Source organism: Streptomyces sp. NBC_01257 (genome assembly GCF_035917255.1).
Taxonomy (GTDB): domain Bacteria; phylum Actinomycetota; class Actinomycetes; order Streptomycetales; family Streptomycetaceae; genus Streptomyces.
In genome coordinates this window covers 1077345-1100872 of sequence record NZ_CP108472.1, presented here as the reverse complement: position 1 = coordinate 1100872, position 23528 = coordinate 1077345, and the positions used below count along the sequence as shown (strand labels likewise).

The following is a 23528-nucleotide window of genomic DNA, read 5'->3' as shown; positions in this document are numbered from 1 at the left end:
GGGGGAGGGCTGCGAGCCGCTGTGAAGAGGTGCCGGGCGGGCGGTTCACGCCCGCAGGGTGGCGCCGCCGTCGACGTAGAGGTCGTGCAGGGTGATGTGGCGGGCGCGGTCGGACACGAGGAAGGCGACGGCGTCGGCGATGTCGGCCGGCTCGGCGATCCGGCCCAGCGGTATGCCCGTGCGGTAGGCCGCCCCGTCGCCGTCGATGACCCGTCGGGCGGCTGCCTGCTCGTCGCCGGGCGGCCACATGCCGCGCTGCATCTCGGTGAGGGTCGAGCCCGGTGACACGGTGTTGCAGCGGATGCCGAGGGGCGCCAGTTCGAGGCCGAGGCACTTGGTGAACATGACGGCCGCGGCCTTCGACGCGGCGTAGGCGGCCATGTCCGTGCGGGGTATGCCCGCCGCGTTGGACGCGACGGTGACGATGCTGCCGCGGCCCCGCCCGGCCATGCGGCGCGAGACGGCCCGCGAGACGTGGAACACGCCGTTCGTGTTGACGGCGAAGGTGGCCGCCCAGTCCTCGTCGGTCAGTTCGGAGACCGGTGAACACCGCAGTACTCCGGCGACGTTGACCGCGATGTCCAGGGGGCCGAGTGTGTCCTCGGTCCGGGTGACGAGTGCCTCGACCGCTGCCGCGTCCGTGACGTCGAGCGTGTCGGCCGTGACCCGGTCGCCGTACGTCCGGGCGAGTGCGGTGACGCCCTCGGGGGCGGCATCCGTGGCCAGGACGCGGGCACCGGCCCCGACGAGGGCATGAACCACCGCTTCACCGATCCCCCGGCCGGCCCCCGTCACGAGGGCGAGCCGGCCGGTGAGTTCCGGTACGGGGCTCACCGGGCCGTCGCCTTCCGGACGCCGGCCGGACAGGACGTCACCGAGGACCGGACGGGACCGGGGGAGGGGGAGGTCGAATTCGGCGGCATGGCCTGGAATCTCCGTTCACGTTCGGCTGATGGGCTGGTCCGGGCGGGCGCTCCGCGCACCGGATGGCTGCGGAGCACGGGAGTTGACGCTGTTTCAGGGCAGGGGCAGCCGCGAGGCCACCCCAACCCGTCCGGGCTTACTTAGGTTAGGCTAACCATACGTGGATCGGGCAAGGGGGACGGCCCGGAATCGAACTCCACTCCGCCGGACTCCGGCCCGTTTCGGGGCGCTCGGGTGAGGCGCCGCGGCGTGCCTGCCGAGGTGCCGGAGGTGAGCCCACGCGATGCCAGATGTCCTAATTGCTGCTATTTGAGCTAATAGTCAACTATGCGACTCCGAGCCACTTTTCGACGGGTCATGGATTCTGAATCCCGAGCAAATCGCCCCTTTCGGGCGCAGTGGTCAGCATCACGTTTCCGGCCGTGGACGTGGAAGCGGAAGCTTCGGTTCCCTGTCGCGCCAAGAAAGTTGACTTCTCCGGATGCGGCTGAAGATGAGCATTTCCTTTGATTGATCTTGCAAATCAATTGTGATCAGCAATTCGGGACTTGTTACGCCCGGCGTTTCTCGCTTACGGTCACCGTCAATCAATCCGGATGGAACGCCGAATCCTGCCGCCGTCCGGGAACCCGACCCACTCACGTACGGCAGGAGCGGGGGACCCAGGTTTGCCGCCGGTCCGGTATCCGGAGCGGCTAGGGGTGAAGTCGCCATGTGCGGCCGGACATCTCCAGTCCGAACCCGACAGCTCACCTCGCAGGCGGCGGAGAGGAAAAGCGCCATGCCCATCAAGGCCAAGCACCGTCGTTCCAAGTCCAGCTCCCTGACCCGCGGTTTCATCGCCGTGAGCACGGGCGGAGTCGTCCTCGCGCTCCCCATGATCGTCGCCGGATCGGCTTCCGCCGCACCGTCGCAGTCGGTCACCGTGGAAAAGGCCGCAGCCCCGACTTCCGTCGCTGCCAAGGAAATTGCGGTCCGCAAGACCGAGACCACCACCTATTCCGTGGTCTCCGGCGACTCGCTTTACAAGATCGCCCAGGGGCATTCCCTCAGCGGCGGCTGGGAGCGTCTGTACAAGGACAACCGGAGCGCGGTCGGCGGCAATCCCGACCTGATTCTTCCGGGCCTGAAGCTGACCATCGGCGCCAAGTCCGCGGCCACCGCGCCCAAGGCCGCGACCGAGACCGAATTCAAGACGGAGAAGAAGGCCGACAGCGCCTCCGACGCCTCGGCCGGCCGCGCCGCGACCGCCGACCGCGCCGACCGCTCCGAGCGGACGACGGCGACCCCCGTCGCCGAGAAGACCGCCGCGACCACCCCCGCGCAGAGCGCGACGGCGTACACCGACGACCTCGACGGCTGGATCAAGGAGTCCCTCGCCGTCATGGCCGAGCACGGCATCCCCGGCAGCTACGACGGCATCTACCGCAACGTCATCCGTGAGTCCTCGGGCAACCCGCAGATCGTGAACAACTGGGACTCGAACGCCGCGGCCGGTACGCCGTCCAAGGGCCTCCTCCAGGTCATCCAGCCCACGTTCGACGCGTACCACGTGGCGGGCACCTCGCTCGACATCCTGGACCCGGTCGCCAACATCACGGCCGCGTGCAACTACGCCGCCGCCACGTACGGCTCGATCGACAACGTCTTCGGCGCCTACTGATCCACCGCGGATCCGCCCCCGGGCGGAGCCGTGAGCAGGGGTGGAAGGGAGCGTAACCGCTCCCTTCCACCCCTTTTGCCGTGCGGTACAACCCTTGTGCGCCAGGGGCGGTCCAACAGGGCGCCAGGAGGGAAACGGGCTCTTCCCGGCGTACCCCCGGACTCGCCCGGTCATCCTTGAACCGAGGAGCCGCTCGTGCGCACCTACCGTTCGGCCGCCGTGGTCGCGGCCTCATTCGTCCTGATGGCGGGGGCCGCCGTCGCGGCGCCCTCCGCCCACGCGGGCACCCCCGGCGGAACGCACGCCGACGACCGCAACACCGACTTCAACGGTGACGGACACGACGACGTCCTCATCGGCGCGCCCGGCGGGACCGTCGGCGGCAAGCAGGGCGCCGGCTACGCGACCGTGCAGTACGGCGGGCCGGGCGGCATCGACACCACCCGGGGAAGCGTCCTCAGCCAGAACACCGCGGGAGTACCGGGCGCCGCCGAGGCGGGCGACGGCTTCGGCCGCGCCCTGGCCACCGGCGACCTCGACGGGGACGGGTACGACGACGCGGTCGTGGGCGTGCCCGGCGAGGACATCGAGCCGCTGACGGACGCGGGCGGCGCCGTCGTCCTGTGGGGCTCCGCCCAGGGGCTCTCCGGCACGGACAGCGACTGGCTGCAGACGGCGGAGCCGGTCGCCGGCGGCCGGTTCGGCAGCGCGCTCGCCGCGGCGCACTTCAGCCCCGACATCCCCGGCGACCAGCTGGCCGTGACCGACCGCACCGACTTCACCCTGTTCCAGTACGCCCCGGGAACCCGCCGGAACGCCACGTCGAGCAGCAGCCACATCCCCGGCACCCCGGGGCGAGAGATCGCACCCCGCGCCCTGACCACCGGCGACTACGACGGCAACGGCCTCGCCGACCTCGTCATCTCCGGAGTCACCGTCGGCGACGAACCGGGCCACGGCTGGTCCGCCGTCCTCCTCGGCGAGGTCCAGGGGCTCCGCTACGACCACGATCTGCGCGGCGGCCCGGCCGTCGCCACCGGCGACATCGACGCCGACGGCTACGACGACCTCGTCACCGGCGAGCCGGCCGGCCCCGACGACGGCGGCGCGACGACGACCGGCGGTGTGGTGGGCGTGTACTACGGCAGCGCGGGCGACGGCCCCGTCGGCGCCGACGGCCCGGGCACCCCGCCCGTGTGGTGGACGCAGGACACTCCCGGCATCCCCGGCGGGTCGGAGGCCGGCGACGGCTGGGGCGCCGACCTCTCCGTGGCGGACACCGACGGCGACGGGTACCCGGACGTGGCGGTCGGCGCCCCCGGCGAGGACATCGGCACGGTCGCCGACGCGGGGGCCGTGTGGGTGCTGCGCGGCACGGCCGGCGGGCTCACCGCCACCGGCGCAGCCTCGTGGGACCAGGACTCGGCGAACGTGCCGGGCACTCCCGAGCGGGGCGACCGCTGGGGCGGCCAGGTGCGGCTGACCGATCCGGACAAGGACGGGCGGTCCGGCCTGCTGTCCGCCGCGCCCGGGGAGAACGCCGGCGACGGCATCGTCTGGGCGTTCCCGGCGGGCCCGGGCGGTGTGACGGCATCCGGCTCATGGACGTTCGACGCCGGCACCTTCGGCGGCCCGGAGACCGGCGCCGGATACGGAGCCGCGATCGACGAGTAGCGGCAGCCGCGGCGCGGCCCGGGCCAGGTCCCGCCGGACCTGCCCGGGGTGCCTCCGGTGCACGGCCCGCCGGATCCGCCCGACCGGCCCGGGACCGCTTCCGTACACCGCCCCCCGACCGGCCCGGGGCCCCTTCCGTACACCGCCCCCCGACCGGCCCGGGACCGCTTCCGTACACCGCCCCCCGACCGGCCCGGGACCGCTTCCGTACACCACCCCCCGACCGGCCCGGGACCGCTTCCGTACACCACCCCCCGACCGGCCCGGGACCGCTTCCGTACACCACCCCCCGACCGGCCCGGGGCCCCTTCCGTACACCGCCCCCCGACCCACCCCGGACCGCTCCCGAGGACCGGTGCCAAGCCGGTGCGCGATGCCACTATGAACCTTTCATCCCGCGCGCTACCCTCCGCCGCATGATTTCCACGGTGGTCTGGGGAACCGGCAATGTCGGCCGCGCGGCCATCCGCGCCGTCGAGGCCCATCCGGCCCTGAAACTCGCGCACGTACTCGTCCACGACCCCGGCAAGGTGGGCCGCGACGCGGGCCGCCTCGCCGGCCTGGACCGCGATCTGGGCGTCGCGGCGACCGATGACATCGACGCGGTGCTGGCCACCGCCCCCCGGGCCGTCGTGTACGCGGCCTCCGGCGACATCCGCCCCGACGAGGCCCTGGCCGACATCACCAGGGCGGTCGCGGGCGGCGCCGTCGTCGTCACACCCGCGCTCTACGCCCTCTACGACCAGCGCGGCGCGCCGCCCGAACTCCGCGAACCGGTCCTGTCCGCGGTCGCGGGCGGTGGCGGCTCCCTCTTCGTCTCCGGCGTCGACCCCGGCTGGGGCAACGACGTACTGCCCCTGCTGATCAGCGGACTCGGCACCACGGTCGAGGCGATCCGCTGCCAGGAGATCTTCGACTACTCGACCTACGACCAGCCCGACTCCGTCCGCGACCTGATCGGCATGGGACACCCCATGGAGTACGAGCCGCTGATGCTCGCGGCCTCCATACCGACCATGGTGTGGGGCGGGCAGATACGTCTGATGGCCAGAGCGCTGGACGTGGAACTCGACGACATCCGCGAGACCATGGCCCGGCGGCCGCTCGAAACCACCGTCACCACCCGGACGATGGGCGTGTTCGAGGCCGGCACCCAGGGCGCGGTCCGCTTCGAGGTCCAGGGCATCGTCGGGGGCGAACCCCGCATCGTCATCGAGCACATCACCCGCATCCACCCGTCCTGCGCCCCGGACTGGCCCTCGCCTCCCGACGGAGCCGGCGCCCACCGCGTGATCATCGAAGGCCGCCCGCGCATCGAGGTCACCGTCGAGGCCACCGACGAGGGCGAGAACCGCTCGGCGGGCGGCAACGCCACCGCCGTCGGCCGGCTGGTGAACGCCATCGACTGGCTGGTGGAAGCGGAACCCGGGCTCTACGACGCCCTCGACGTCCCCCTGCGCCCCGCAGCCGGCCGACTCGGAAGGAAGCAGCCATGATCATCGACATCCCCGAGGGCCAGGAGCCGATCGGATACGTATGGGGCGACATGGTCCCCGGCATCGGCATGGCCGCGGCGAACTTCTCGCTGTCGGTGTACGAGCACACCACGCTGGGGCTCCGCGAGTTCGAGGCGGCGCGGCTGCGCATCGCGCAGATCAACGGCTGCCTGTTCTGCCTGGACTGGCGCACGGAGCGCGACGGGCAGAAGGTCGAGGAGGAGTTCGCCGGTGCGGTGAGCGACTGGCGCACCACCGACACCTTCGACGAACGGACGCGGCTGGCGGCGGAGTACGCCGAGCGGTACGCCCTGGACCACCACGGCCTGGACGACGCGTTCTGGGCGCGGATGACCGCGCACTACACACAGCACGAGATCGTCGAGCTGAGCATGAGCATCGGTTCGTGGCTGGCCTTCGGCCGGCTCAACCATGTGCTGGGCCTCGACGCCGTGTGCGTGCTGCCCGGGCACTGACGGACCGGCGGCCGGCCGGGGCACTGAACGGGCTGTCGGCGGACAGCCCGGTCACGGCGTGCGTCCAGTAGGAGGACTGCCCACCCTTCTACTGGAAGGTTCGCCCCCGCGGACCCGCTGTCACAGGTCGGTGGCGATGATCTTCTCGATGTTCCGTTCGGCGAGTGCCGTGATGGTGACGAACGGATTGACGCTGGTGTTGCCGGGGATCAGCGCGCCGTCGATCACGTACAGCCCCGTGTAGCCGTGCAGGCGGCCGTAGTTGTCGGTGGCCTTGTCGAGGACCGCGCCTCCCAGCGGGTGGTACGTGAGGTGGTCGCCCCAGATCTTGTAGACGCCGAACAGGTCGGTCCGGTAGATCGTCCCCTCCTTGGAGTTGATCTTGTCGAAGATGGACTTCGCCATGTTGATGGAGGGCTGCTTCCACGCCGTCTGCCAGTCCAGGTCGACCCGGCCCGTCGCCGCGTTCCAGGTGAAGCGGGCACGGTTCGGGTTCTTCGTGATGGACAGGTAGAACGAGGCGAAGGTCTCGATCCCGGTCGGCAGCGGTGCCACCTCGGCGAACGCCCCTCCGGCGTCCCAGTTGTCGATGCCGCCGCAGGGGATGCTCGACTGGACCGCGCCGGTCGGGTCCCACAGGTGGTTGGCCCGGCCGCACATGACGTTGCCGTTGTCGCCCCAGCCCCGGCCGATCTCGTCGTTCAGGCCGGACAGGGCGCCGGTGGCCTTGAGCTTGGTCAGCAGCTTGCTGGTGCCGACGCTGCCCGCGGCGAAGAACACCTTGTCCGCGGTGACCGTCTTGGTGGCCGCGATGCCTCCGTCGGTGCGGAGTTCGTCGATGACGACGGTGTAGCCGCCGCCCGACGCCGGGGAGACCGAGGTCACCTGGTGCAGGGGTGAGACGGTGACCTTGCCCGTCGCCGCGGCCTGGGCGAGGTAGGTCTTCTGCAGCGACTTCTTGCCGTAGTTGTTGCCGTACAGGATCTCGCCGGCCAGCGCCGACTTGGGTACGGTCCCGGCCGCCTCCTGCTCCATGTAGTCCCAGTCGTACACGTCCGGCACGAACACGAACGGGAAGCCGGAGCGCTGGGCGTGCTTGCGGCCGACCCTGGCGTACTTGTAGCAGTCCACGGTGTCGAACCAGGCCGGGTCGATCGTGGAGACCCCGAGCCCGGAGTTGGCGCGCGGGTAGTAGGTCGAGTACATCTCGTCGGCGCCGACCGTCGGCAGGATGGCGCCGAAGTTCTCGCGCCTGGGCGTCACCGCCATGCCGCCGTTGACGAGTGATCCGCCGCCGACGCCCCGTCCCTGGTAGACCGTGATGCCGCTGAAGTCCTCGGCGTCCAGGATGCCGGTGTAGCGCGGGATCGCCCGGTCGATGGGGAAACCGAGGAAGTTGCTCAGGGGCTGCTTGGTCTTCGTCCGGAGCCAGTACGAACGGCCGTCGGGCGAGGTCGTGTTGGCGAAGACCTTGCCGTCCGAACCCGGGGTGTCCCAGGCCATGCCCATCTCGACCATGTGGACGTGGACGCCTGCCCGGGCGAGCCGCAGTGCGGCGACGGAACCTCCGTACCCGGTGCCGATCACCAGCACGGGGACACGGTCCCCGTTGCCGATCACGGCGGCCGCACCGGTGGTCCGTGCCTGGGCGGCGGTGGCGTGGCCCGAGAGCGCGGCGGCTCCCAGGATGAAACCTGTTCTAGCGATGAATCCCCGACGCGAGACCTCGCTCGATCCCTTGTGGGGTAAGGTTGAATCCGTCATGTGACGTTCCTCACTCTCGGTCGAATGGGAACGAGTTCTACTGGCGCTTGCTCAAGAAGTCACTAGATACCTATCGGTAATTTCCCGGGCCCCGGCCGTCCGCGGCCGGCAGTGGGCCGCCGCGTCCCGGGGTGCGGCGCCGGGGCATCGCGTGGATGCTGGGAGGGTCAGCGTTCCATGAGGAGGAAAGTCATGAGCATGCTCGACAAGATCAAGGACCTGATCAAGGGGCACCCCGACCAGGCCCGCCAGGGAGTCGAGAAGGGTGGCGACTTCATCGACAAGAAGACGGGCAACAAGTACAGCGGTCAGGTCGACACCGCCCAGCAGAAGCTCAATGACCAGACCGGTGAACGCCGTCCGCCCACCGACGAACGGTAGGGCGTCGCACCCTCCATCCGTCGCACCCTCCACCAGGCCTCCACCCGCAAGGGTGGGGGCCTGGCGCCTGCGTATGGCGGGGCGAGGACGGAACGCGGCGGAGCGGCAGCCACCCTCCCGGGTGGCTGCCGCTCCGCCGTCTTCGTGTGGCCGCGGGACCGACCGGAAGGTCAGTTGTGGCCGAACTTCCGCTCGCGCTTGTGGGAGACCTGTTCGGAGATCGCCTTCACCGCGTCGGGCGTGGGCGCCGTGCTCGTCTGTTCCTTGGCCTCCGGGGCCGTGGAGTGGTCGTGGCCCCCGGTGCGCGCACCGCGGTTCTGCCGGCTCTGCTTCTTGCCCATGATCGTGCCTCCTCGCGGATGTCGGACGATGGGCCGACTTCAGAGTTGCACACAAGTACGAAGGGTGCATTTCGGTCGCCGGTGCCGGACGCCCTGAAGTGCGCGGTACGGCGCCGGGGGAGCATGCTGACTGTGTGACCTGGTACGGCGCTGCCCGGCATGCTCCGCTCGATGAGGGCGGCAGCCTGTCCGGAAGGCCGAACGACGGCCGGGCGCCGGACGAACTGTCGCTGGTGCTCGCCCAGGCTGTCGTGACCGCGATCGAGTCCGCCGGCGGACAGGCCGGCGGCGTCTACCTGCCCTCCCGCACCCCCGGACTCCTGCGGCTGGCCGTGCTTGCGGGGCTGCCGGGACCGCTGTTCCGTCCCTGGTGGCGGATGCACGTGAACCGCCCGTTCCCCGTCGCCGAGGCCTTCCGGTCGGGCCACGCCGTGCACCTCGCCGACGCGGAGGAGGCGATGCGCCGCTTCCCACAGCTGATGGCGGGCCTGCCCTTCCCCTTCGGCTCCCTCTACGTGCCGGTCATCCACGGCGGCAAGCCGCTCGCCGTCCTGGTCGTGCTGCGCCCGGCGACCCCCGGGGAACCGGTGGGCACCGCCGACCGGCGCAGGCTGCGCACCGTCGCCGACGCGCTCGGCGCCGCACTGGCCGCACTGGAGTCCGCGGGGACGAAGACCCGGTGGGACGAGGAGCCGCTGCCCGTCCAGCTTCCGGCGGGCAGTTCGCCGCCGGTCCGGATCGGCCGCTTCGACTGGGACCTGGAGAGCGGCGCCGTCGGCGCGGACGACGAGCTCTGCGCCATCCTGGGCACCGGGCCGGAGCTGTTCCCCGGCACCATCGACGCACTGGCGGCGCGGCTCGCCCCCGAGGACGTCCACGGGCTGTGGACCCTGGCCCGTCAGGCGGCGGGCTCGGGCGGACCGGTCGTCCGCCGGATGCGGCTGCGCGGCCCCGACGGGCGCTCGCACCTGCTGGAGGTCTCGGGCCGCCGGGACAGCGGAGCGGAGCCCGGCGCGACGACCCATCTGACCGGGTTCCTGGTCGACCTCGGGATCGGCCCGGTCGTCGCGGAGGCGGCCGACCGGCTGCCGCGCGGCATCTTCTCCCTCGACCGTTTCGCCCGGATCACCTACATCAACCGCCTCGCGGAGGAGATCCTCGGCCGTCCCCGGTCCGAGCTGGTCGGGCGGGTCCTCTGGGAGGCCCTGCCGTGGTTCGCGAACCCCGCCTACGAGGACCACTACCGCTCCGCGATGATCTCCGACGCGCCCGTCCACTTCCTCGCCCGCCGCAACACGCCGCAGCCCTGGCTCTCCGTCTCCCTGTACCCCGGGCACGACGGTCTGACGGCCGTCCTCACCCCGACCGACCAGCCGGCCTACACGCCGGGCTCCGTCGTATCGCCCGGGCTGGGGCTCGGCTCACCGGCCGACCGCTCCGCCGCGCTGTACCGGCCGGTCGCCCTCGCCATCGCGCTCACCGAGGCCGTCACCGCCCGCCAGGTGTCCGCCGTGGTGACCGAGGAACTGCTTCCCGCCTTCGGCGGCCGCCAGCTCGCGATCTACCTGCTCAAGGAGCGTCATCTCTACCTGGAGTGGGAGACCGGCTTCCCCCAGGGGTTCCTGGACCGGTTCGACGGCGTCGCCCTCGACGCCCGCATCCCCGGCGTCGAGACCCTGACCACCGGACGCCCCATCTTCTTCGAGTCGATGCAGCGGCTGGCCGCCGCGTACCCCGGCATCCCGATGGAGACCGACGTCGGCGCGCGCGCCTTCCTGCCCCTGATCGCCTCCGGACGGCACGTCGGCTCGTGCATCCTCGGCTTCGACCAGCCGCGCGGCTTCAGCCCGGAGGAGCGTACGGTCCTCACCGCACTGGCCGGACTCATCGCCCAGGCGCTCCAGCGGGCCCAGCGCTACGACACCGAGGCGGCCCTGGCCCGCGGCCTGCAGAACGTCCTGCTCCCGCACGGTCTGCCCGTCGTGGACGGCGTCGACACCGCGGGCCGTTACCTCGCCGGCACCCAGGGCATGGACGTCGGCGGCGACTGGTACGACGTCATCGAGACCGGGCAGAGGCTCGCCCTGGTCATCGGGGACGTACAGGGCCACGGCGTGGCCGCCGCCGCGACCATGGGCCAACTGCGCAGCGCGGTGCGGGCCTTCGCGCTCAGCGGGCACGATCCGCTGGAAGTGATGAGCGGGACCAACCGGCTGCTCATCGATCTCGACCCCGGCCAGTTCGCGAGCTGCTGCTACATCGTCATGGACCCGGCCACCGGCAGCACCCAGGCGGTGCGGGCCGGCCATCCGCAGCCCGTGCTGCGCCGCCCCGACGGCACCGTCGAGGTCATGGACCTGCCGGGCGGCATCGTGCTCGGTGTCGACGCCGACGCGACGTACCCCGTCACCGAACTGGAGCTGGCCCCCGGCGCGATGCTCGCCCTGTACACCGACGGCATGGTCGAGGAGTCCGGAACGGACATAGACGTCGGCGTCGAGCGGCTGCGCAGCACCATCGCCGAGCGCGGCGCTGCCTCCCTGGCCGAGATGGCTGATCATGTGATCGGCCGGGCCAGGCAGGCCGCGGACCGGCCCGACGACATCGCCCTGCTGCTCGCGGCCCGGTGGGCCGAGGGGACCGCGTAGCACCCCCGGGCGATGCCGCCGGCCCGGCGGGGCAGCTCACCCGGTGACGGCCGCTTCCCGGCCGGTGCCCGAGGGTTCGGGCCGCGGCCTGCCCGGGAGCAGCAGACCCGCGAGGAAGACCACGGCCGCCGCCGCCACCGGCCACCAGAAGGCGTGGGCGAACGTTGCGGCGGTGGGGGCCGGCACGGAACCGCCGGCCTGCAGGATCAGGGCGACGACGGCGATGCCCAGCGAGGCCCCGATCTGGTTGAGGATGAACACGGCGCCGGTGGCGCCCGCCACCGCGTCGCCCGGCACGGTCCGGTAGACCGATCCCATCGTCGGCGCACCGACCAGGCCCATCCCGAAACCGGCGGCGAACTGGGCCGCGGTCAGCCAGATCTGGGGAGTTCCGGCATCGGCACCGGTGAAGACCAGGGCGCCGGCCCCGATCAGCAGGGCTCCGGTGGGCACCAGCCGGCGGGCACCGAGACGGTCCGCGAGCCGGCCCGCCACCGGCATCCCGATGAGCGTGCCGAGGCCCAGCGGGGCGAGCAGGAGTCCGGACCGCAGTACGCCGTGGCCGTGCACCTGCTGGTAGTAGAGCGGCAGCAGGAACAGCAGGGAGAACAGCCCGCCGCCGAGCAGGAACATCGTCGCGACGCTCGCGCCGAACCCCTTGTTGGCGAACAGGCGCAGATCGAGCAGGGGTATGCGGGTGGTGCGCAGGGCGTGCACGGCGTACGCGGTGAACAGGGCGATGCCCAGGGTCAGGGCGATGATCACCCCGGCGTCCCCGAACCCCTGGCCGCCGGCCCGGGACAGCGCGAACACGAGCGCGGCGAAGCCGGGGCAGAGCAGGGCGACACCGGGGGCGTCGAGCGGTACGGGGTCCGCGGCCCGCGGCGGGTCGGCCGGCAGGACGCGGACGGCCAGCACGATCGCGGCGAGGGCGAACGGGATGTTGACCAGGAACATCCACTGCCAGGAGAAGTTGTCCAGCAGCAGCCCGCCGATGACCGGGCCGACCACGGGACCGAGGGTGATCGGTACGGAGACCAGACCCATGACCCGGCCGATGCGGGCGGGCCCCGCGGCGCCCGCGACGACCGTCATCATGATCGGGTCGACCATCCCGCCGCCGAGACCCTGGACGACGCGGAAGGCGATCAGGCTCTCCGCGTTCCAGGCGACGGCGCAGAGCGCCGACCCGGTCAGGAAGACCGAGAGTCCCAGCAGCCACATCCGCTTGGCGCCGAAGCGGACCACGGCCCACCCGGCCACCGGGATCGCGAGGGCGACCGCGAGGAGATAGCCCGTGGTGACCCACTCGACGGTGGCCAGGGTCGCGTGGAACTCGCCGCCCAGCGTGCTGATCCCGACGTTGACGATCGTCGCGTCCAGGTAGGACATCATCCCGCCGAGCACCATGACGCCGACCAGGGTGAGCAGCGCGGCATCGAGCCCGGCCGCCCCGCTCCCCGCTCGTTTCGTTACAGACACAGAAACCCCTTTTAACCGAGTCATCCAAGGAACTTTACTGGGTAGTTAAATTCGGTGGCTGGCACGGTAGCATGACGGCATGAGTGTCGGCGAGAACATGACGACGGCCGGTGGCCAGGCGGACCGAGGGCGGCTGGACAAGCGCCGGGCGATCGTGGAGGCCGCCCTCCGGGTGTTCGCGCAGGTCGGCTACGCGCAGGCCAGCCTGGACGTGATCGCGGCCGAGGCCGGGGTCTCCAAGCCGACGATCTACAACCACCTGGGGTCGAAGGAGAATCTGTTCCGGTACGTCATGACGGAGACCGCGGCCCGGGCCAACGCCAAGACGCTCGACGTGCTGACGGCCTTCCCCACCGACCCGGCACAGCTGCGGCCCGGTCTCGAGGACGTGGCGCACAAACTCGTCGACTGCTACTGCGACGAGCAGTCCGAGGCCGTGCGCCGGCTGCTGTACGCGGAGGCCGTGCGCTTCCCCGACCTCTTCGACGCGGTACGGGCCAGCGGACCCAACCAGTTCACCGAGGCCCTGGCGGGCCGGCTGGCCCGGTTCGCGAACGCCGGGCACCTGCGGATCGAGGACCCGGTCCGGGCGGCCAACCAGTTCATCGCGCTCGTCTACGAGGAGGTGCCGGCGATGACCGCGCTGGGCACCCGTCCGCTCGACCCGGCGGACGTCTCGAAGGTCGTGGAGGCGGGAGTGGACACCTTCCTTCGCGCCTTCGGCCCGGCCCCCTCCGGTGCGGCCTGACAGTCGGGTCGGCACGGACCGGAACGGGTCTCCGCCCGCGCCGGAGCGGGCCGGGGCGGGCGGAGACCGGGCGGCTCAGCGCCTGCGCGGGCCCGGAGCCGGGACGAGGCGTACCGCCGTGTTCAGGACGTGGTCGACCACGTCGTGCGAGGGCTTGTCCGTCAGGTTGGTGAGCAGCCGGGCCAGGGTGTTCAGCAGGAACGGCGAGTTCATCACGTACCGGTTGAGCACCGGCTGGAAACCCGACCTGCTGAAGACCAGATCGGCCGCCTTGTTGCCGAGCCGGTAGTAGCTGCCCCAGCGGCGGTTCATCTCGACGGGGTAGTGGTGGAGCGCCCGCTCCCGCCTCGGACCCGCCGGCAGGGCCAGGGCGAGCGCCGCCGACTCGGCCGCGACCTCGCCGGCCTCCATCGCCTGGCCGATGCCCTCACCGTTCCACGGGCTGATCATGCCTCCCGAGTCGCCGACCAGGAGGAGCCCCCTCGTGTACAGCGGATGCCGGTTGAAGCCCAGGGGCAGCGCGGCGCTGCGCACCGGCCCCTCGGCGTTCTCCTCGCGCAGTCCCCACTCCTGCGGGGTCCGCGCCAGCCACCGGTCCAGGGTGGCCCGCAGGTCTGCCTTGCCGTGCCGGTGGTGGGGGATCGCACCGAGACCCACGTTGACCCGGCCGTCACCCATCGGGAAGATCCAGCCGTACCCCGGCAGGAAGTGGTCGCTCCGGGGGTAGCGGAGGTCGGCCCAGAGCTCCAGGAACTCCTCCCGGGAACGCTCGGGGCTCCGGTAGTAGCGGCGGGCCGCCGTGGCGATCTGCCGCTTCGCGTCCCGCTGCAGCCCCATCGCGAGGGCGAGCCGCGCGGAGGCGCCGTCCGCGGCGATGACGACCGGAGCGCGGTGCACCACCGGTTCCCCGGCCCCCGACACGGCGGTGACACCGGTGATCCGGCCCGCCCGGTCGGTCACCGGATCCGTCACCTTCACCCCGGTGCGCAGCCGCGCCCCGGCGGCCACCGCGTGCCGGGCCAGGATGTCGTCGAAGTCGTGCCGGCTGCGAGTGAGGCCGAAATCCGGGTAGCCGCCCAGTGACGGCCAGTCGATCTGCACCTGCCGGTCCCCGGTCACCCAGCGCATCCCGCGCGACCGCGTCCAGCCGGGTGCCGAGATGTCGATGCCCATCCGGATCAGCTGGTGCACGGCACGCGGGGTGAGGCCGTCCCCGCACACCTTCTCCCGCGGGAACGCGGACTTCTCCAGCAACAGCACGTCGACGCCCGCTCTGGCGAGATGGAAGGCGGCGGACGAGCCGGCCGGCCCCGCCCCCACCACGATCACCTGGGCCTCCTCGGCGGAGCCTTCGTCCGGTGCGGACTGGTCTGCGTGCGCTTCCCGCATGGGAACCCTTTCCTGGGGCGGCCGGCGCCGCCCGCGGACGGCGACCCTGTACACCGACATCCTGCCGGTTCGGACCGCTCCGCGGCAGGGTGATCAACACCCCGGAACACACGGGCAGTCGGCTGCGACGTGTTCCGGAAGTCCCGCCCGCCCGGCGCCGGAACGCGGGTCGGGACCGCACGGAGTGCGGTCCCGATGGCGAAGAAGAGAGCGGCGCGGAAGTCAGTAAGGCAGCGGGCGCCCCGACGGGGTGCGCAGATCGAGCGGCGGCGGCCTGGAAGGAAGCTGGGGACGTCGGACGATCCTGATGCGGCCCACTGCACCACCTCCTGTCGGTCCCTGTCATATGCCCTCCGGTGCGGCGTTCACACATCCGGCGGCCAGGAAGGGCACGGTGCCTCGAACAGGCGGCTGCGACGAATCGTGTTAAACCTGAAGATGTGGGTGGTACAGGTCGGTTCCGGACGTGGCTTCACCGCTCCGCCCGGCAGCCGCATCGGCACGATGACGGACGCCCGGGCGGTGACGAGCCTGCACCCTCCGGCCCGAATCCCGGGCGCTCCTCACCGGGACGCAGGCTGCGCGCACTCTTCAGCGTCCGTACCGTCGCCGGCCAGGTCTTCTTCCTCATGCTGGGCATCGTGGCGCTGCTCGTCGCTACCGCCGTGATCGCCCTGGTGGTGCAGGGCAGACGCGACAGCATGAACGTGGCCCGGGCCAAGTCGCTGAGCGTCGCGGAGACCTTCGCGCACGGGCCCGGCATCGCGGCCGCCCTGGACTCCAGGGACCCCACCGCGCTCCTGCAGCCACGCGCCGAGGAGATCCGGCGGAGCACCGGCGTGGAGTACGTCGTCGTCGCCGGGACCAACGGAATCCGCTACACCCACCCCGACATCGCACTGATCGGGAAGCACATCCTCGGCCCTTACAAGGAGGCGCTGGAGGGTGACGGCTTCACCCGGACCGTCAACGCCAGCCGGGGTCTCGCGGTCAACTCGGTGGTGCCGGTGCAGCGGCCCGACGGCACGGTCGCCGGTCTCGTGTCCGTCGGCATCAAGGTCGAGACCGTGAACAAGCTCGCCTACCCCAGCATCCCGCTCGCCGCAGGCGCCGCGGTGGTCGCGCTCGCCCTCACGGCGGGCGGCGCGGCCCTGGTGAGCCGCCGGCTGGGCCGCCAGACGCGCGGACTCGGCCCGGCCGAGATGACCCGGATGTACGAACACCACGACGCGGTGCTGCACTCGGTCCGCGAGGGCGTCCTGATCATCGGCGCCGACGGCCGGCTGGCCCTGGCCAACGACGAGGCCCGCCGGCTCCTGGACCTGCCCGCCGATGCCGAGGGCCGGGCCGTGGCGGACCTGGGGCTGAACCCCCGTACCGCGGAACTGCTGGCCTCCGGGCAGGTCGCCACGGACGAGGTGCGGCCCGCCGGGAACCGGCTGCTGGCCGTCAACCTCCGCCCCACCGGCCAGCGGGGCGGACCGCCCGGCACGGTCGCCACCCTGCGGGACACCACGGAACTGCAGGTCGTCACCGGCCGGGCGGAGACCGTGCGGGAACGGCTGCTGCTCCTCTACCGGGCGGGGGCCCGCATCGGCACCACCCTCGACATCACCACGACCGCACGGGAACTGGCGGAGGTCGCCGCCCCCGGATTCGCCGACTGCGCGACGGTCGACCTCGCCGACTCCGTCCTGCGCGGCGAGGAACCGGAGGCACCATCCGGCAATGTGATGGACGTGCGCCGCACCGCCGTGAGCGGCGTCGGCCCGGACCATCCGCTCTATCCGCTGGGCCGCGTCATCGGCTTCGTGCCCACCAGCGCCGAGGGCATCGGCAGCAGCAGCGGCCACACCTGGATGGTGCCGGACCTCACCGCGTCCCACCAGTGGCGCCTGCCCGACCCCGCCCAGTCCGCGCGGATCCTGGAGTACGGATTCCACTCGCTGCTCTCCGTACCCCTGCACGCGCGCGGCGTCATCCTCGGCATGGCCAACTTCTGGCGCGCGCAGAACGAGGCCCCCTTCGACGCCGAGGACCTGTCCTTCGCCGAGGAACTGGTGGCCCGGGCGGCCGTCAGCGTCGACAACGCCCGGCGCTACACCCGTGAGCACGAGATGGCGGTGACCCTCCAGCGCAGCCTGCTGCCGAGCGCCCTGCCCGAGCAGAACGCCCTGGACGTCGCCTACCGCTACCTGCCGGCCCAGGCCGGGGTGGGCGGCGACTGGTTCGACGTGATCCCGCTGTCCGGCGCACGGGTGGCACTCGTCGTCGGCGACGTCGTCGGGCACGGTCTGCACGCTGCGGCCACCATGGGCCGGCTGCGCACCACGGTGCACAACTTCTCCACGCTGGACCTGCCGCCCGACGAACTCCTCGGCCACCTCGACGAGCTCGTCGTCAGAATGGACCAGGACGAAGGTGCCGGAGGCGGGTCGATCACCGGGGCCACCTGTCTGTACGCGATCTACGACGCGGTCTCCGGGCGCGTGTGCGTGGCCAGGGCCGGTCACCCCGGGCCTGCCCTCGTCCTGCCCGACGGCACCGTCGAGTTCCCCGAGATCCCGGCCGGTCTGCCGCTCGGCATCGGCGGCATGCCTTTCGAGGCGACCGAGCTGGAGGTGCCCGAGGGGAGCCGCTTGGTGCTGTACACGGACGGTCTGGTGGAGCGCCGCGACCAGGACATCGACGAGGGCATGGAGCAGCTGCGCGGAGCCCTGGCCGGCCGCGACCGCACACCGGAGGAGACCTGCGACGACGTGCTGGAGGCCCTGCTGTCCAACCGCCCGGGGGACGACGTCGCGCTCCTGGTCGCCCGCACCCGCACCCTCGATCCGGCCCGTCGCGTCCAGTGGGAGGTGGCCCCCGACCCGTCGGCCGTCGCCGGAGTCCGCAAGGAGGCCATCCGCTGGCTCACCGACCGGGGCCTCGACGAGGAGGGCTTCGTCACCGAACTGATCCTGAGCGAACTCGTCACCAACGCGATCCGGTACGGCTCCGAGCCGATCAGCGTGCGGCTCCTGTATGACCGGGCCCTGATCTGCGAGGTGTCGGACTGCAGCAGCACCTCCCCGCACCTGCGCTACGCCGCGACCACGGACGAGGGCGGGCGGGGTCTGTTCCTGGTCGCCCAGTTCGCCGAACGCTGGGGCACCCGCTACACCGAGCGCGGCAAGGTCATCTGGTCCGAGCAGTCGCTCGACGGACCGGAGCCGCCCGGGTAGCAGCCGCACCGACGGGACGGGGCCCGGCAGTGTGACTGCCGGGCCCCGCAAGGGTTCGTTCACCTCACACGTGTGGTCAGGGGAACGACACCACGTTCGAGGGGACGGTGGACGTACCGGAGGTGGGAGATCCGGTGTTGTTGATGACGTGTTCGTACTGGCCCTGGCCGCCGAGGGAGACGACGAGCAGGTCGTGGAACTTCACGCCGGCCTTCACCGGTGCCTCGAAGCCGTGGTCCTGACGGATCGTCGGGTCGACGTTGAAGTAGCAGTAGCTGCCCAGGCCCCAGCCCTCGTGGGTGTTCACGGAGTCGTCGACCTTGTAAGCCGCGAACCCCTTGGTGCTGCCGTTCTGCACGGCCGCCTGGTTGGGGGCGTCGTACGCCTTCTCGTTCTGGAAGAAGATCGTCTTGCCCCGCTCGCCGGACCACCGCACGTCGTACTTGTTGAAGTGCTCGACGAACAGGCCGGTCGCCAGGACGTCGTCACCGTTGACCTGGAGACCGTAGTCCGAGCGGTTGGTCTCCCAGCCCACTCCGTCGCCGTGGTCGGCGCGCCACAGCCAGGTGTGGTCGATGATCGTGTCGTCGTTGTTGATGACCATGCCGGTGGTGGCCTTGCCGGCTCCCGCGCCGCCGACCCGGACGAACACGTCCTGGACGGTGGTCGGGTTCGCCGCGTGGTCGGCCGATGCCCCGTCGGGGCCGACCTGGACCAGCACCTGCGAGTTCTGCGGACCGGCGTCGACGAGCAGTCCGGCGAGCTTCACGCCGTCCACGTCACCGACCTTGATGGCGGTGACCCCGTTGTCCGGGATGATCGTCGCGAGTCCCAGACCGAGCACGACCGTGTTGGCGCGGTCGATGTTGATCGTCTGGTCGACGTGGTAGATGCCGGGCGTGAACAGCAGGTGCAGGCCCTGCTGCACCGCCGCGTTGATGGTGGCGGCGGAGGCTCCCGGCTTGACCACGTAGAACCGGCTCAGCGGGATGGACTCGCCCTGCGGAGTGCCGTTCCACGAGACACCGCGCGCGTTGGTGCGCTTGGCGGGGACGAACACCTTGTAGTCGTTGCCGTCCAGGTAGAGGAAGGGCTTCTCGCGGGAGACCGGCGTGGTGTCGAGGGTGGTGTACGGGGGGTTCGGGAAGCTCTGGGCGGGGGCGCCCTCGACGCCGGAGAACGTCATGTTCCAGACGCCGTTGCCCCAGCTGCCGATGGAGCTGTCGCGGGTGTACCACTGCTGCTGCGAGTACGGTCCGACCTGGCCGTCGATCTTGCTGTCGGCGATGTACCCGCCGCTCGCCCAGCCGTAGCCGTTGGGGGCGAGGTTGAGCCCGCCCTTGACGTGCATGCGGCGGAAGGGCGCGGCCTGCGAGACGGCCCAGCGGTCGGTGCCGCTCACGGGGTTGAGCGCCAGGTTCTCCGCGGACCGCCAGAAGTTCTGGGTGGCGTTTCCGTTGAACCAGCCCGCGTCGACGGTCACGTCACCGTTGAACGTGGTGTCGTCGGGCTTGAGCCCGAGGCCGGCGATCTGGGTGTAGAAGCCGATCTGGGCGTTGATGTTGTTGTACGTGCCCGGCTTGAACATCAGCGCGTAGCGGCCGGTGCCGAACTGCGCCGACTCCTGCTGCTGGAAGATCTGGTCGACCTTGGCCTGGATGCCCGGCGTCGACGGGTCGAAGACCAGGACGTTCGGGCCGAGGTCGCCGCCGCCGGGAATCTGCGGGCCGCCTCCGCCGCCGGTGGTGCCGAACACCTGGAACTCCCAGAGCGAGTAACCGTACTGGGTGGCCCGGGTGGTGCCGGTGAGCCGGACGTAGCGGGCGGTGCCGGAGACGTTCAGCGTCTCGTTGCCGCCCGGGCTCGTGGTGGTCGAGTAGGCGGTGCTCCAGGTGCTGTTGTCCGTGGAGAACTCGATCTTGTAGCTCTTGGCGTAGGCGGTCTCCCACTTCAGGGCGATCTGGCTGACCGAGGCGGCGGAGCCCAGGTCGACCTTGATCCACTGGGGGTCGGCCGCCGCGCTGGACCAGCGGGTGCCGTTGTCGCCGTCCACGGCGGACGTGGCGGGGGTGCCGTAGTTCTCCTGGCTGGAGGCGGTCACCGTCTTGCCCTGCGAGAGCAGCGAGGGTGCCGCGCTCGCCGGGGTGGACGGCGAGAAGGCCAGCAGCGAGACGACGAGACCGGCGACGGCGGCGAGTACGCCGGTGCGTCTCCTTCCCGTCGAGGATGCGGGTCTGTGGAACAAGGGGGGTGCGTACATGGGGGTTTTCTCCTGAGTCGCGGTACGGGTGCACGACACGAAGCCGGAGAGCGCTCTCTCCGGCCGATGGGGATACTTCTCCCTCGCGTCCCCACGCGTCAATAGGTGTGCAACACCCGCTTCACCGAGCTCTGTTGAGAACAAGAAATGATGACTGATACCTCACGATTGACCGAGTTCCCGAAGCCTTGAGGCTTTCCCCGTAAGGGATCTGACGAACCATCGATTCAGGGGATGATGTTGCGGCCACGCGGAGTGAGTGAAGGAAAGCGGGTCGTTGCCACCGCAACCGATCAGCTCCCGTGGACAGGTGTGAAGGGTCGGTGGATCCGCTTACCGGAAACCGCCGCGCCTGTTACCGGACATCTTCCGGACACCCCGGGGACAACGGGCACCGCCGCTCGCTATCCTCCGGGGCATGAGCCGTGAGCGTGGCACGCGTGGCGTCCCTGACCAGGGACGACGGGGTTCCGGGTGACCGAGGGCATGGGCCCTGTTCCGGCGGACGCCCGTACCGCGGAGGCATGGAGATCGTTCGGAGTCCGGTTACGTCAGTGGCGCAGGCGGGCCGGCCTCACCCAGGCACAGGTCGGCGCGCGCGTCGGCTACGACCACACCGCCATCAGCAAACTGGAGCACGGCAGCCGCCGGACACCGCCGCCCCTGGCAGGCCGGCTGGACGATCTTCTGGGCGCCGGCGGCGACCTGCTGGCCGCGTGCGAGGACGCCGGTGCGCAGGAGCGGGCGGGAGGGGCTCGGACGCCCGCGCGCCGGGGCCCGTTGCCCGGGGAACCCGCGGGCGGGGAACTCCTGGCGATGCTCCCGCCGGGGACGGTACTGCCGGTGAGCCTGCCCGCCTACGGACTCGTCTGCCCGGTCCACGGCCGCGACGGCTGCACGGTCCCCGTGCTCACCGACGTCATCGCGCTGCACGCGGCCTTCTGCGCCCTGGACCCGGACACCTCGCCCCGGCCCGCCCTGGACCACGACACCGTGCACGCCCTGACCGCCCTGCTCGCGGTCTGTCTGCGCGCCGACGAGGAACGCGCCTGGCCGGGAGCGACCGCCGTCGTCGAGCGCACCCTGCACGCCATGCTCCGGTGGATGGCGCTTCCCGCCGCCTCGTACCAGCGCCGGCTCGCGCCGCTCGCGGCCGAGTACGCGCAGTCGGCGGGCTGCCTGCGGCTCCTGTGGGGCCGCAACGGGACGGCGATGGCCTGGCTCGACCGCTCCCTGGTGTGGGCCGCCATGGCCGGTCACGTGGGGACGGAGGTCGCGGCGCTCAGCGACATGAGCACCCTTGCCCGGCTGGAGGGTGACGGCCCGTCGGCGCTCGCCTACGGCGAGGAGATCCGCCGGGCCGCCGCGGGCCGGCACTGGGCGGGCGCCATGAGCGATCTGTACCAGGCGCGCGGTCACGCCGTCCGGGGCGACGCCGCCCGGACCCTGGGCCACATCGACCGGGCCTGGTCGCAGATGGACCGGGTCGGCGAACGGGACGAGACGGAGGCACCCTGGCTCTCCGTCGCCTCCGTGCGTCTGCGGGTGGAGTCCGGCGCGGCCGGGGCGCTGCGCGATCTGGCCGCGGCCACCGGCGACCGCCGCTACGCGCTCCGTGCCGTCGGGGCGGCGGGCACCGCGCTCGGCCTGCTGCCGCCCGGTATGCACTCGGCGAGGATGCTGTTCCTGGCGCGGCTGGCCGACGCCCATGCCTGCGCCGGCGACCCCGCGGCGGCGCAGGCCGTGGCGGGCCCGGTCCTCGACACCACCGAGGTGAACCCCGCGACGCTGCTCGGCCAGGAACTGCGCGGCCTGCACACCAGACTGGCCGGCCGCACGGACCGCACGGCCCGCCGGCCGGAGACGGACGACTTCGTCCGCAGACTGGCGGCGGTGGTCCGCTGAGCGGGCGCCGGGGGTCCGCGGGAAACGGTCAGGAGGGCTGGACGTCGTCGAAGAGGGCGAGGGCGGCGGACGGGTCCGGGCTCACCAGGCGTTCCAGGCCGGCGATCGTGATGCTCGCCCACCGGCCGGCCCGGGTCCACATCCGTTCCTCGAAGGCGCGGACGGTCTCGTCCAGGTCCCCGGGGCCGGAGGAGGCGATGGACTCGGCGAGTTCGGCACCCTCCAGCATCGCGAGGTTCGCGCCCGCTCCCAGCGGGGGCATCAGGTGGGCGGCGTCGCCCAGGAGCGTCACCCCGGAGACATGCGCCCAGGTGTGGGACGCGGGAAGGGTGTGGAGGGGGCGGCGGACGAAGGACGTGCCGTGGCGGAGGAGGTCGAGGACGGGAGGTGCCCAGCCCTCGAACAGTGCCAGCAGGCCCGATCGCACGGCGTCGGTGCCGGCCGCCCCCTGAGGGGACCGGTCCTCCTCCGTGCGGAACTGGGCGTACACCTTGACGTGGCCGCCGCTGTTGCGCTGGGCGACGATCGAGCGGTTCACGCCGTACACCGCCACGGAACCGTCGCCGACCAGCCGGGCGAGGTCGGGGTGGCAGGTGTCGATGTCGTCCAGGGAGGTCTCGACGTAGGTGACACCGGTGTACTGCGGCGTCACGGGCGAGAGCGCCGGACGGACCCGGGACCAGGCGCCGTCCGCGCCGACCACGAGGTCGAAGGTCTCCTGCCGCCCGTCCGCGAAGCGGACCAGCGCGCCGTCCCCGCCGCCCGGCACGACCTCCGTCACCTCCCGCCCCCACTGGACGTCCAGGGGGCCGAGCAGCAGGTCACGGAGCTGGCCCCGGTCGATCTCCGGATTGGCCCGCTCATCCGGACGGGGCTGCCAGTCGCGCAGCACGGTCCCGTCCGTGTCCAGGATGCGCATGGCCTGCCCCTCGGGGCGGGACAGCTCCCGGAACTCCGCCAGCACGCCCGCCTTCTCCAGTGCGCGCTGGCCCAGTCCCTCCTGAAGGTCCAGCGTGCCGCCCGGCGGGCGGGCGTCCCGGGAGGGATCGCGTTCGAGGACGGTCACGGGGTGGTCATGACGGTGGAGGACACGGGCGAAGGCCAGACCTGCGGGGCCGCTGCCGATCACAGCGATACGGGATCTCATGCCGGT

At 71.7% G+C, this 23528-nt stretch carries 16 protein-coding genes and 1 riboswitch; of the genes, 9 read left to right on the top strand and 7 right to left on the bottom strand.

The genetic code is table 11. The features are described from left to right. Nucleotides 1-45: 45 nt before the first annotated feature. On the bottom strand, nt 46-834 hold the full coding sequence (locus OG408_RS04840) for a 2,3-dihydro-2,3-dihydroxybenzoate dehydrogenase (protein WP_285569064.1): 789 nt from the start codon (nt 832-834) through the stop codon (nt 46-48). Between the two features lie 682 nt (nt 835-1516). Beyond that, a riboswitch (cyclic di-AMP (ydaO/yuaA leader) is annotated at nt 1517-1702 on the top strand. A 3-nt stretch (nt 1703-1705) separates the two neighbouring features. Between OG408_RS04840 and OG408_RS04835 the strand changes: the two genes are divergently transcribed. The 4 genes from OG408_RS04835 (at nt 1706) to OG408_RS04820 (ending at nt 6233) form a co-directional block, all read left to right on the top strand. After that, nucleotides 1706-2587, top strand: a complete 882-nt coding sequence (locus OG408_RS04835; protein WP_326668408.1) for a transglycosylase SLT domain-containing protein — start codon at nt 1706-1708, stop codon at nt 2585-2587. A 195-nt stretch (nt 2588-2782) separates the two neighbouring features. Further along, the gene (locus OG408_RS04830; protein ID WP_266775775.1) at nt 2783-4261 is read left to right on the top strand and encodes an FG-GAP repeat protein; all 1479 of its coding nucleotides are present in this window, start codon (nt 2783-2785) and stop codon (nt 4259-4261) included. A gap of 416 nt (nt 4262-4677) precedes the next feature. Next, complete coding sequence (locus OG408_RS04825) at nt 4678-5757, top strand: NAD(P)H-dependent amine dehydrogenase family protein (protein ID WP_266775773.1); 1080 nt, start codon at nt 4678-4680, stop codon at nt 5755-5757. Beyond that, nucleotides 5754-6233, top strand: a complete 480-nt coding sequence (locus tag OG408_RS04820) for a carboxymuconolactone decarboxylase family protein (RefSeq protein WP_326668405.1) — start codon at nt 5754-5756, stop codon at nt 6231-6233. The genes OG408_RS04825 and OG408_RS04820 overlap by 4 nt, the downstream gene beginning before the upstream one ends. Before the next feature lie 120 nt (nt 6234-6353). On the opposite strand, the gene OG408_RS04815 is transcribed toward OG408_RS04820, so the two are convergent. Next, nucleotides 6354-7997 (bottom strand): GMC oxidoreductase, encoded by a 1644-nt coding sequence (locus OG408_RS04815; RefSeq protein ID WP_266775769.1) that lies wholly within the window; start codon nt 7995-7997, stop codon nt 6354-6356. 192 nt (nt 7998-8189) lie between these two features. On the opposite strand from OG408_RS04815, the gene OG408_RS04810 reads away from it, so the two are divergent. Then, nucleotides 8190-8378, top strand: a complete 189-nt coding sequence (locus tag OG408_RS04810) for an antitoxin (protein WP_266775767.1) — start codon at nt 8190-8192, stop codon at nt 8376-8378. A gap of 170 nt (nt 8379-8548) precedes the next feature. Here the strand turns inward: OG408_RS04810 and OG408_RS04805 are convergent, their stop codons facing one another. Further along, nucleotides 8549-8719, bottom strand: coding sequence for a hypothetical protein (locus tag OG408_RS04805; protein ID WP_266775765.1), 171 nt, complete (start codon nt 8717-8719; stop codon nt 8549-8551). Nucleotides 8720-8853: 134 nt separating this feature from the next. Here OG408_RS04805 and OG408_RS04800 point away from each other — a divergent pair, with 134 nt between their 5' ends. Continuing rightward, on the top strand, nt 8854-11367 hold the full coding sequence (locus OG408_RS04800; protein WP_405401921.1) for a SpoIIE family protein phosphatase: 2514 nt from the start codon (nt 8854-8856) through the stop codon (nt 11365-11367). Between the two features lie 36 nt (nt 11368-11403). On the opposite strand, the gene OG408_RS04795 is transcribed toward OG408_RS04800, so the two are convergent. Then, the gene (locus tag OG408_RS04795) at nt 11404-12849 is read right to left on the bottom strand and encodes a DHA2 family efflux MFS transporter permease subunit (RefSeq protein ID WP_266775763.1); all 1446 of its coding nucleotides are present in this window, start codon (nt 12847-12849) and stop codon (nt 11404-11406) included. Nucleotides 12850-12928: 79 nt separating this feature from the next. Here OG408_RS04795 and OG408_RS04790 point away from each other — a divergent pair, with 79 nt between their 5' ends. Next, a complete protein-coding gene (locus OG408_RS04790) occupies nt 12929-13597 on the top strand; it encodes a TetR/AcrR family transcriptional regulator (RefSeq protein WP_266775761.1) in 669 nt (222 codons plus the stop codon). 75 nt (nt 13598-13672) lie between these two features. Here the strand turns inward: OG408_RS04790 and OG408_RS04785 are convergent, their stop codons facing one another. Beyond that, nucleotides 13673-14986, bottom strand: coding sequence for a geranylgeranyl reductase family protein (locus tag OG408_RS04785; protein WP_326668400.1), 1314 nt, complete (start codon nt 14984-14986; stop codon nt 13673-13675). Between the two features lie 629 nt (nt 14987-15615). Between OG408_RS04785 and OG408_RS04780 the strand changes: the two genes are divergently transcribed. Then, nucleotides 15616-18210 (top strand): SpoIIE family protein phosphatase, encoded by a 2595-nt coding sequence (locus OG408_RS04780; protein WP_323177972.1) that lies wholly within the window; start codon nt 15616-15618, stop codon nt 18208-18210. A gap of 76 nt (nt 18211-18286) precedes the next feature. Here OG408_RS04780 and OG408_RS04775 read toward each other — a convergent pair whose 3' ends face one another. After that, entirely contained in the window at nt 18287-20470 is a 2184-nt protein-coding gene (locus tag OG408_RS04775) for a discoidin domain-containing protein (protein WP_326668396.1), read from the bottom strand. Nucleotides 20471-20956: 486 nt separating this feature from the next. On the opposite strand from OG408_RS04775, the gene OG408_RS04770 reads away from it, so the two are divergent. Next, nucleotides 20957-22375 (top strand): helix-turn-helix domain-containing protein, encoded by a 1419-nt coding sequence (locus tag OG408_RS04770; RefSeq protein ID WP_266775755.1) that lies wholly within the window; start codon nt 20957-20959, stop codon nt 22373-22375. 28 nt (nt 22376-22403) lie between these two features. Here OG408_RS04770 and OG408_RS04765 read toward each other — a convergent pair whose 3' ends face one another. Continuing rightward, on the bottom strand, nt 22404-23522 hold the full coding sequence (locus OG408_RS04765; RefSeq protein ID WP_326668394.1) for an FAD-dependent oxidoreductase: 1119 nt from the start codon (nt 23520-23522) through the stop codon (nt 22404-22406). Between the last annotated feature and the right edge of the window lie 6 nt (nt 23523-23528).

What these genes read in the sequence shown, in the direction of transcription:
- OG408_RS04765 (WP_326668394.1), bottom strand. Translation starts at nt 23,522, where the DNA reads ATGAGATCCCGTATCGCTGTGATCGGCAGCGGCCCCGCAGGTCTGGCC.
- OG408_RS04825 (WP_266775773.1), top strand. Translation starts at nt 4,678, where the DNA reads ATGATTTCCACGGTGGTCTGGGGAACCGGCAATGTCGGCCGCGCGGCC.
- OG408_RS04780 (WP_323177972.1), top strand. Translation starts at nt 15,616, where the DNA reads ATGCTGGGCATCGTGGCGCTGCTCGTCGCTACCGCCGTGATCGCCCTG.
- OG408_RS04820 (WP_326668405.1), top strand. Translation starts at nt 5,754, where the DNA reads ATGATCATCGACATCCCCGAGGGCCAGGAGCCGATCGGATACGTATGG.
- OG408_RS04835 (WP_326668408.1), top strand. Translation starts at nt 1,706, where the DNA reads ATGCCCATCAAGGCCAAGCACCGTCGTTCCAAGTCCAGCTCCCTGACC.
- OG408_RS04790 (WP_266775761.1), top strand. Translation starts at nt 12,929, where the DNA reads ATGAGTGTCGGCGAGAACATGACGACGGCCGGTGGCCAGGCGGACCGA.
- OG408_RS04815 (WP_266775769.1), bottom strand. Translation starts at nt 7,997, where the DNA reads ATGACGGATTCAACCTTACCCCACAAGGGATCGAGCGAGGTCTCGCGT.
- OG408_RS04770 (WP_266775755.1), top strand. Translation starts at nt 20,957, where the DNA reads ATGGGCCCTGTTCCGGCGGACGCCCGTACCGCGGAGGCATGGAGATCG.
- OG408_RS04810 (WP_266775767.1), top strand. Translation starts at nt 8,190, where the DNA reads ATGAGCATGCTCGACAAGATCAAGGACCTGATCAAGGGGCACCCCGAC.
- OG408_RS04785 (WP_326668400.1), bottom strand. Translation starts at nt 14,986, where the DNA reads ATGCGGGAAGCGCACGCAGACCAGTCCGCACCGGACGAAGGCTCCGCC.
- OG408_RS04775 (WP_326668396.1), bottom strand. Translation starts at nt 20,470, where the DNA reads ATGTACGCACCCCCCTTGTTCCACAGACCCGCATCCTCGACGGGAAGG.
- OG408_RS04805 (WP_266775765.1), bottom strand. Translation starts at nt 8,719, where the DNA reads ATGGGCAAGAAGCAGAGCCGGCAGAACCGCGGTGCGCGCACCGGGGGC.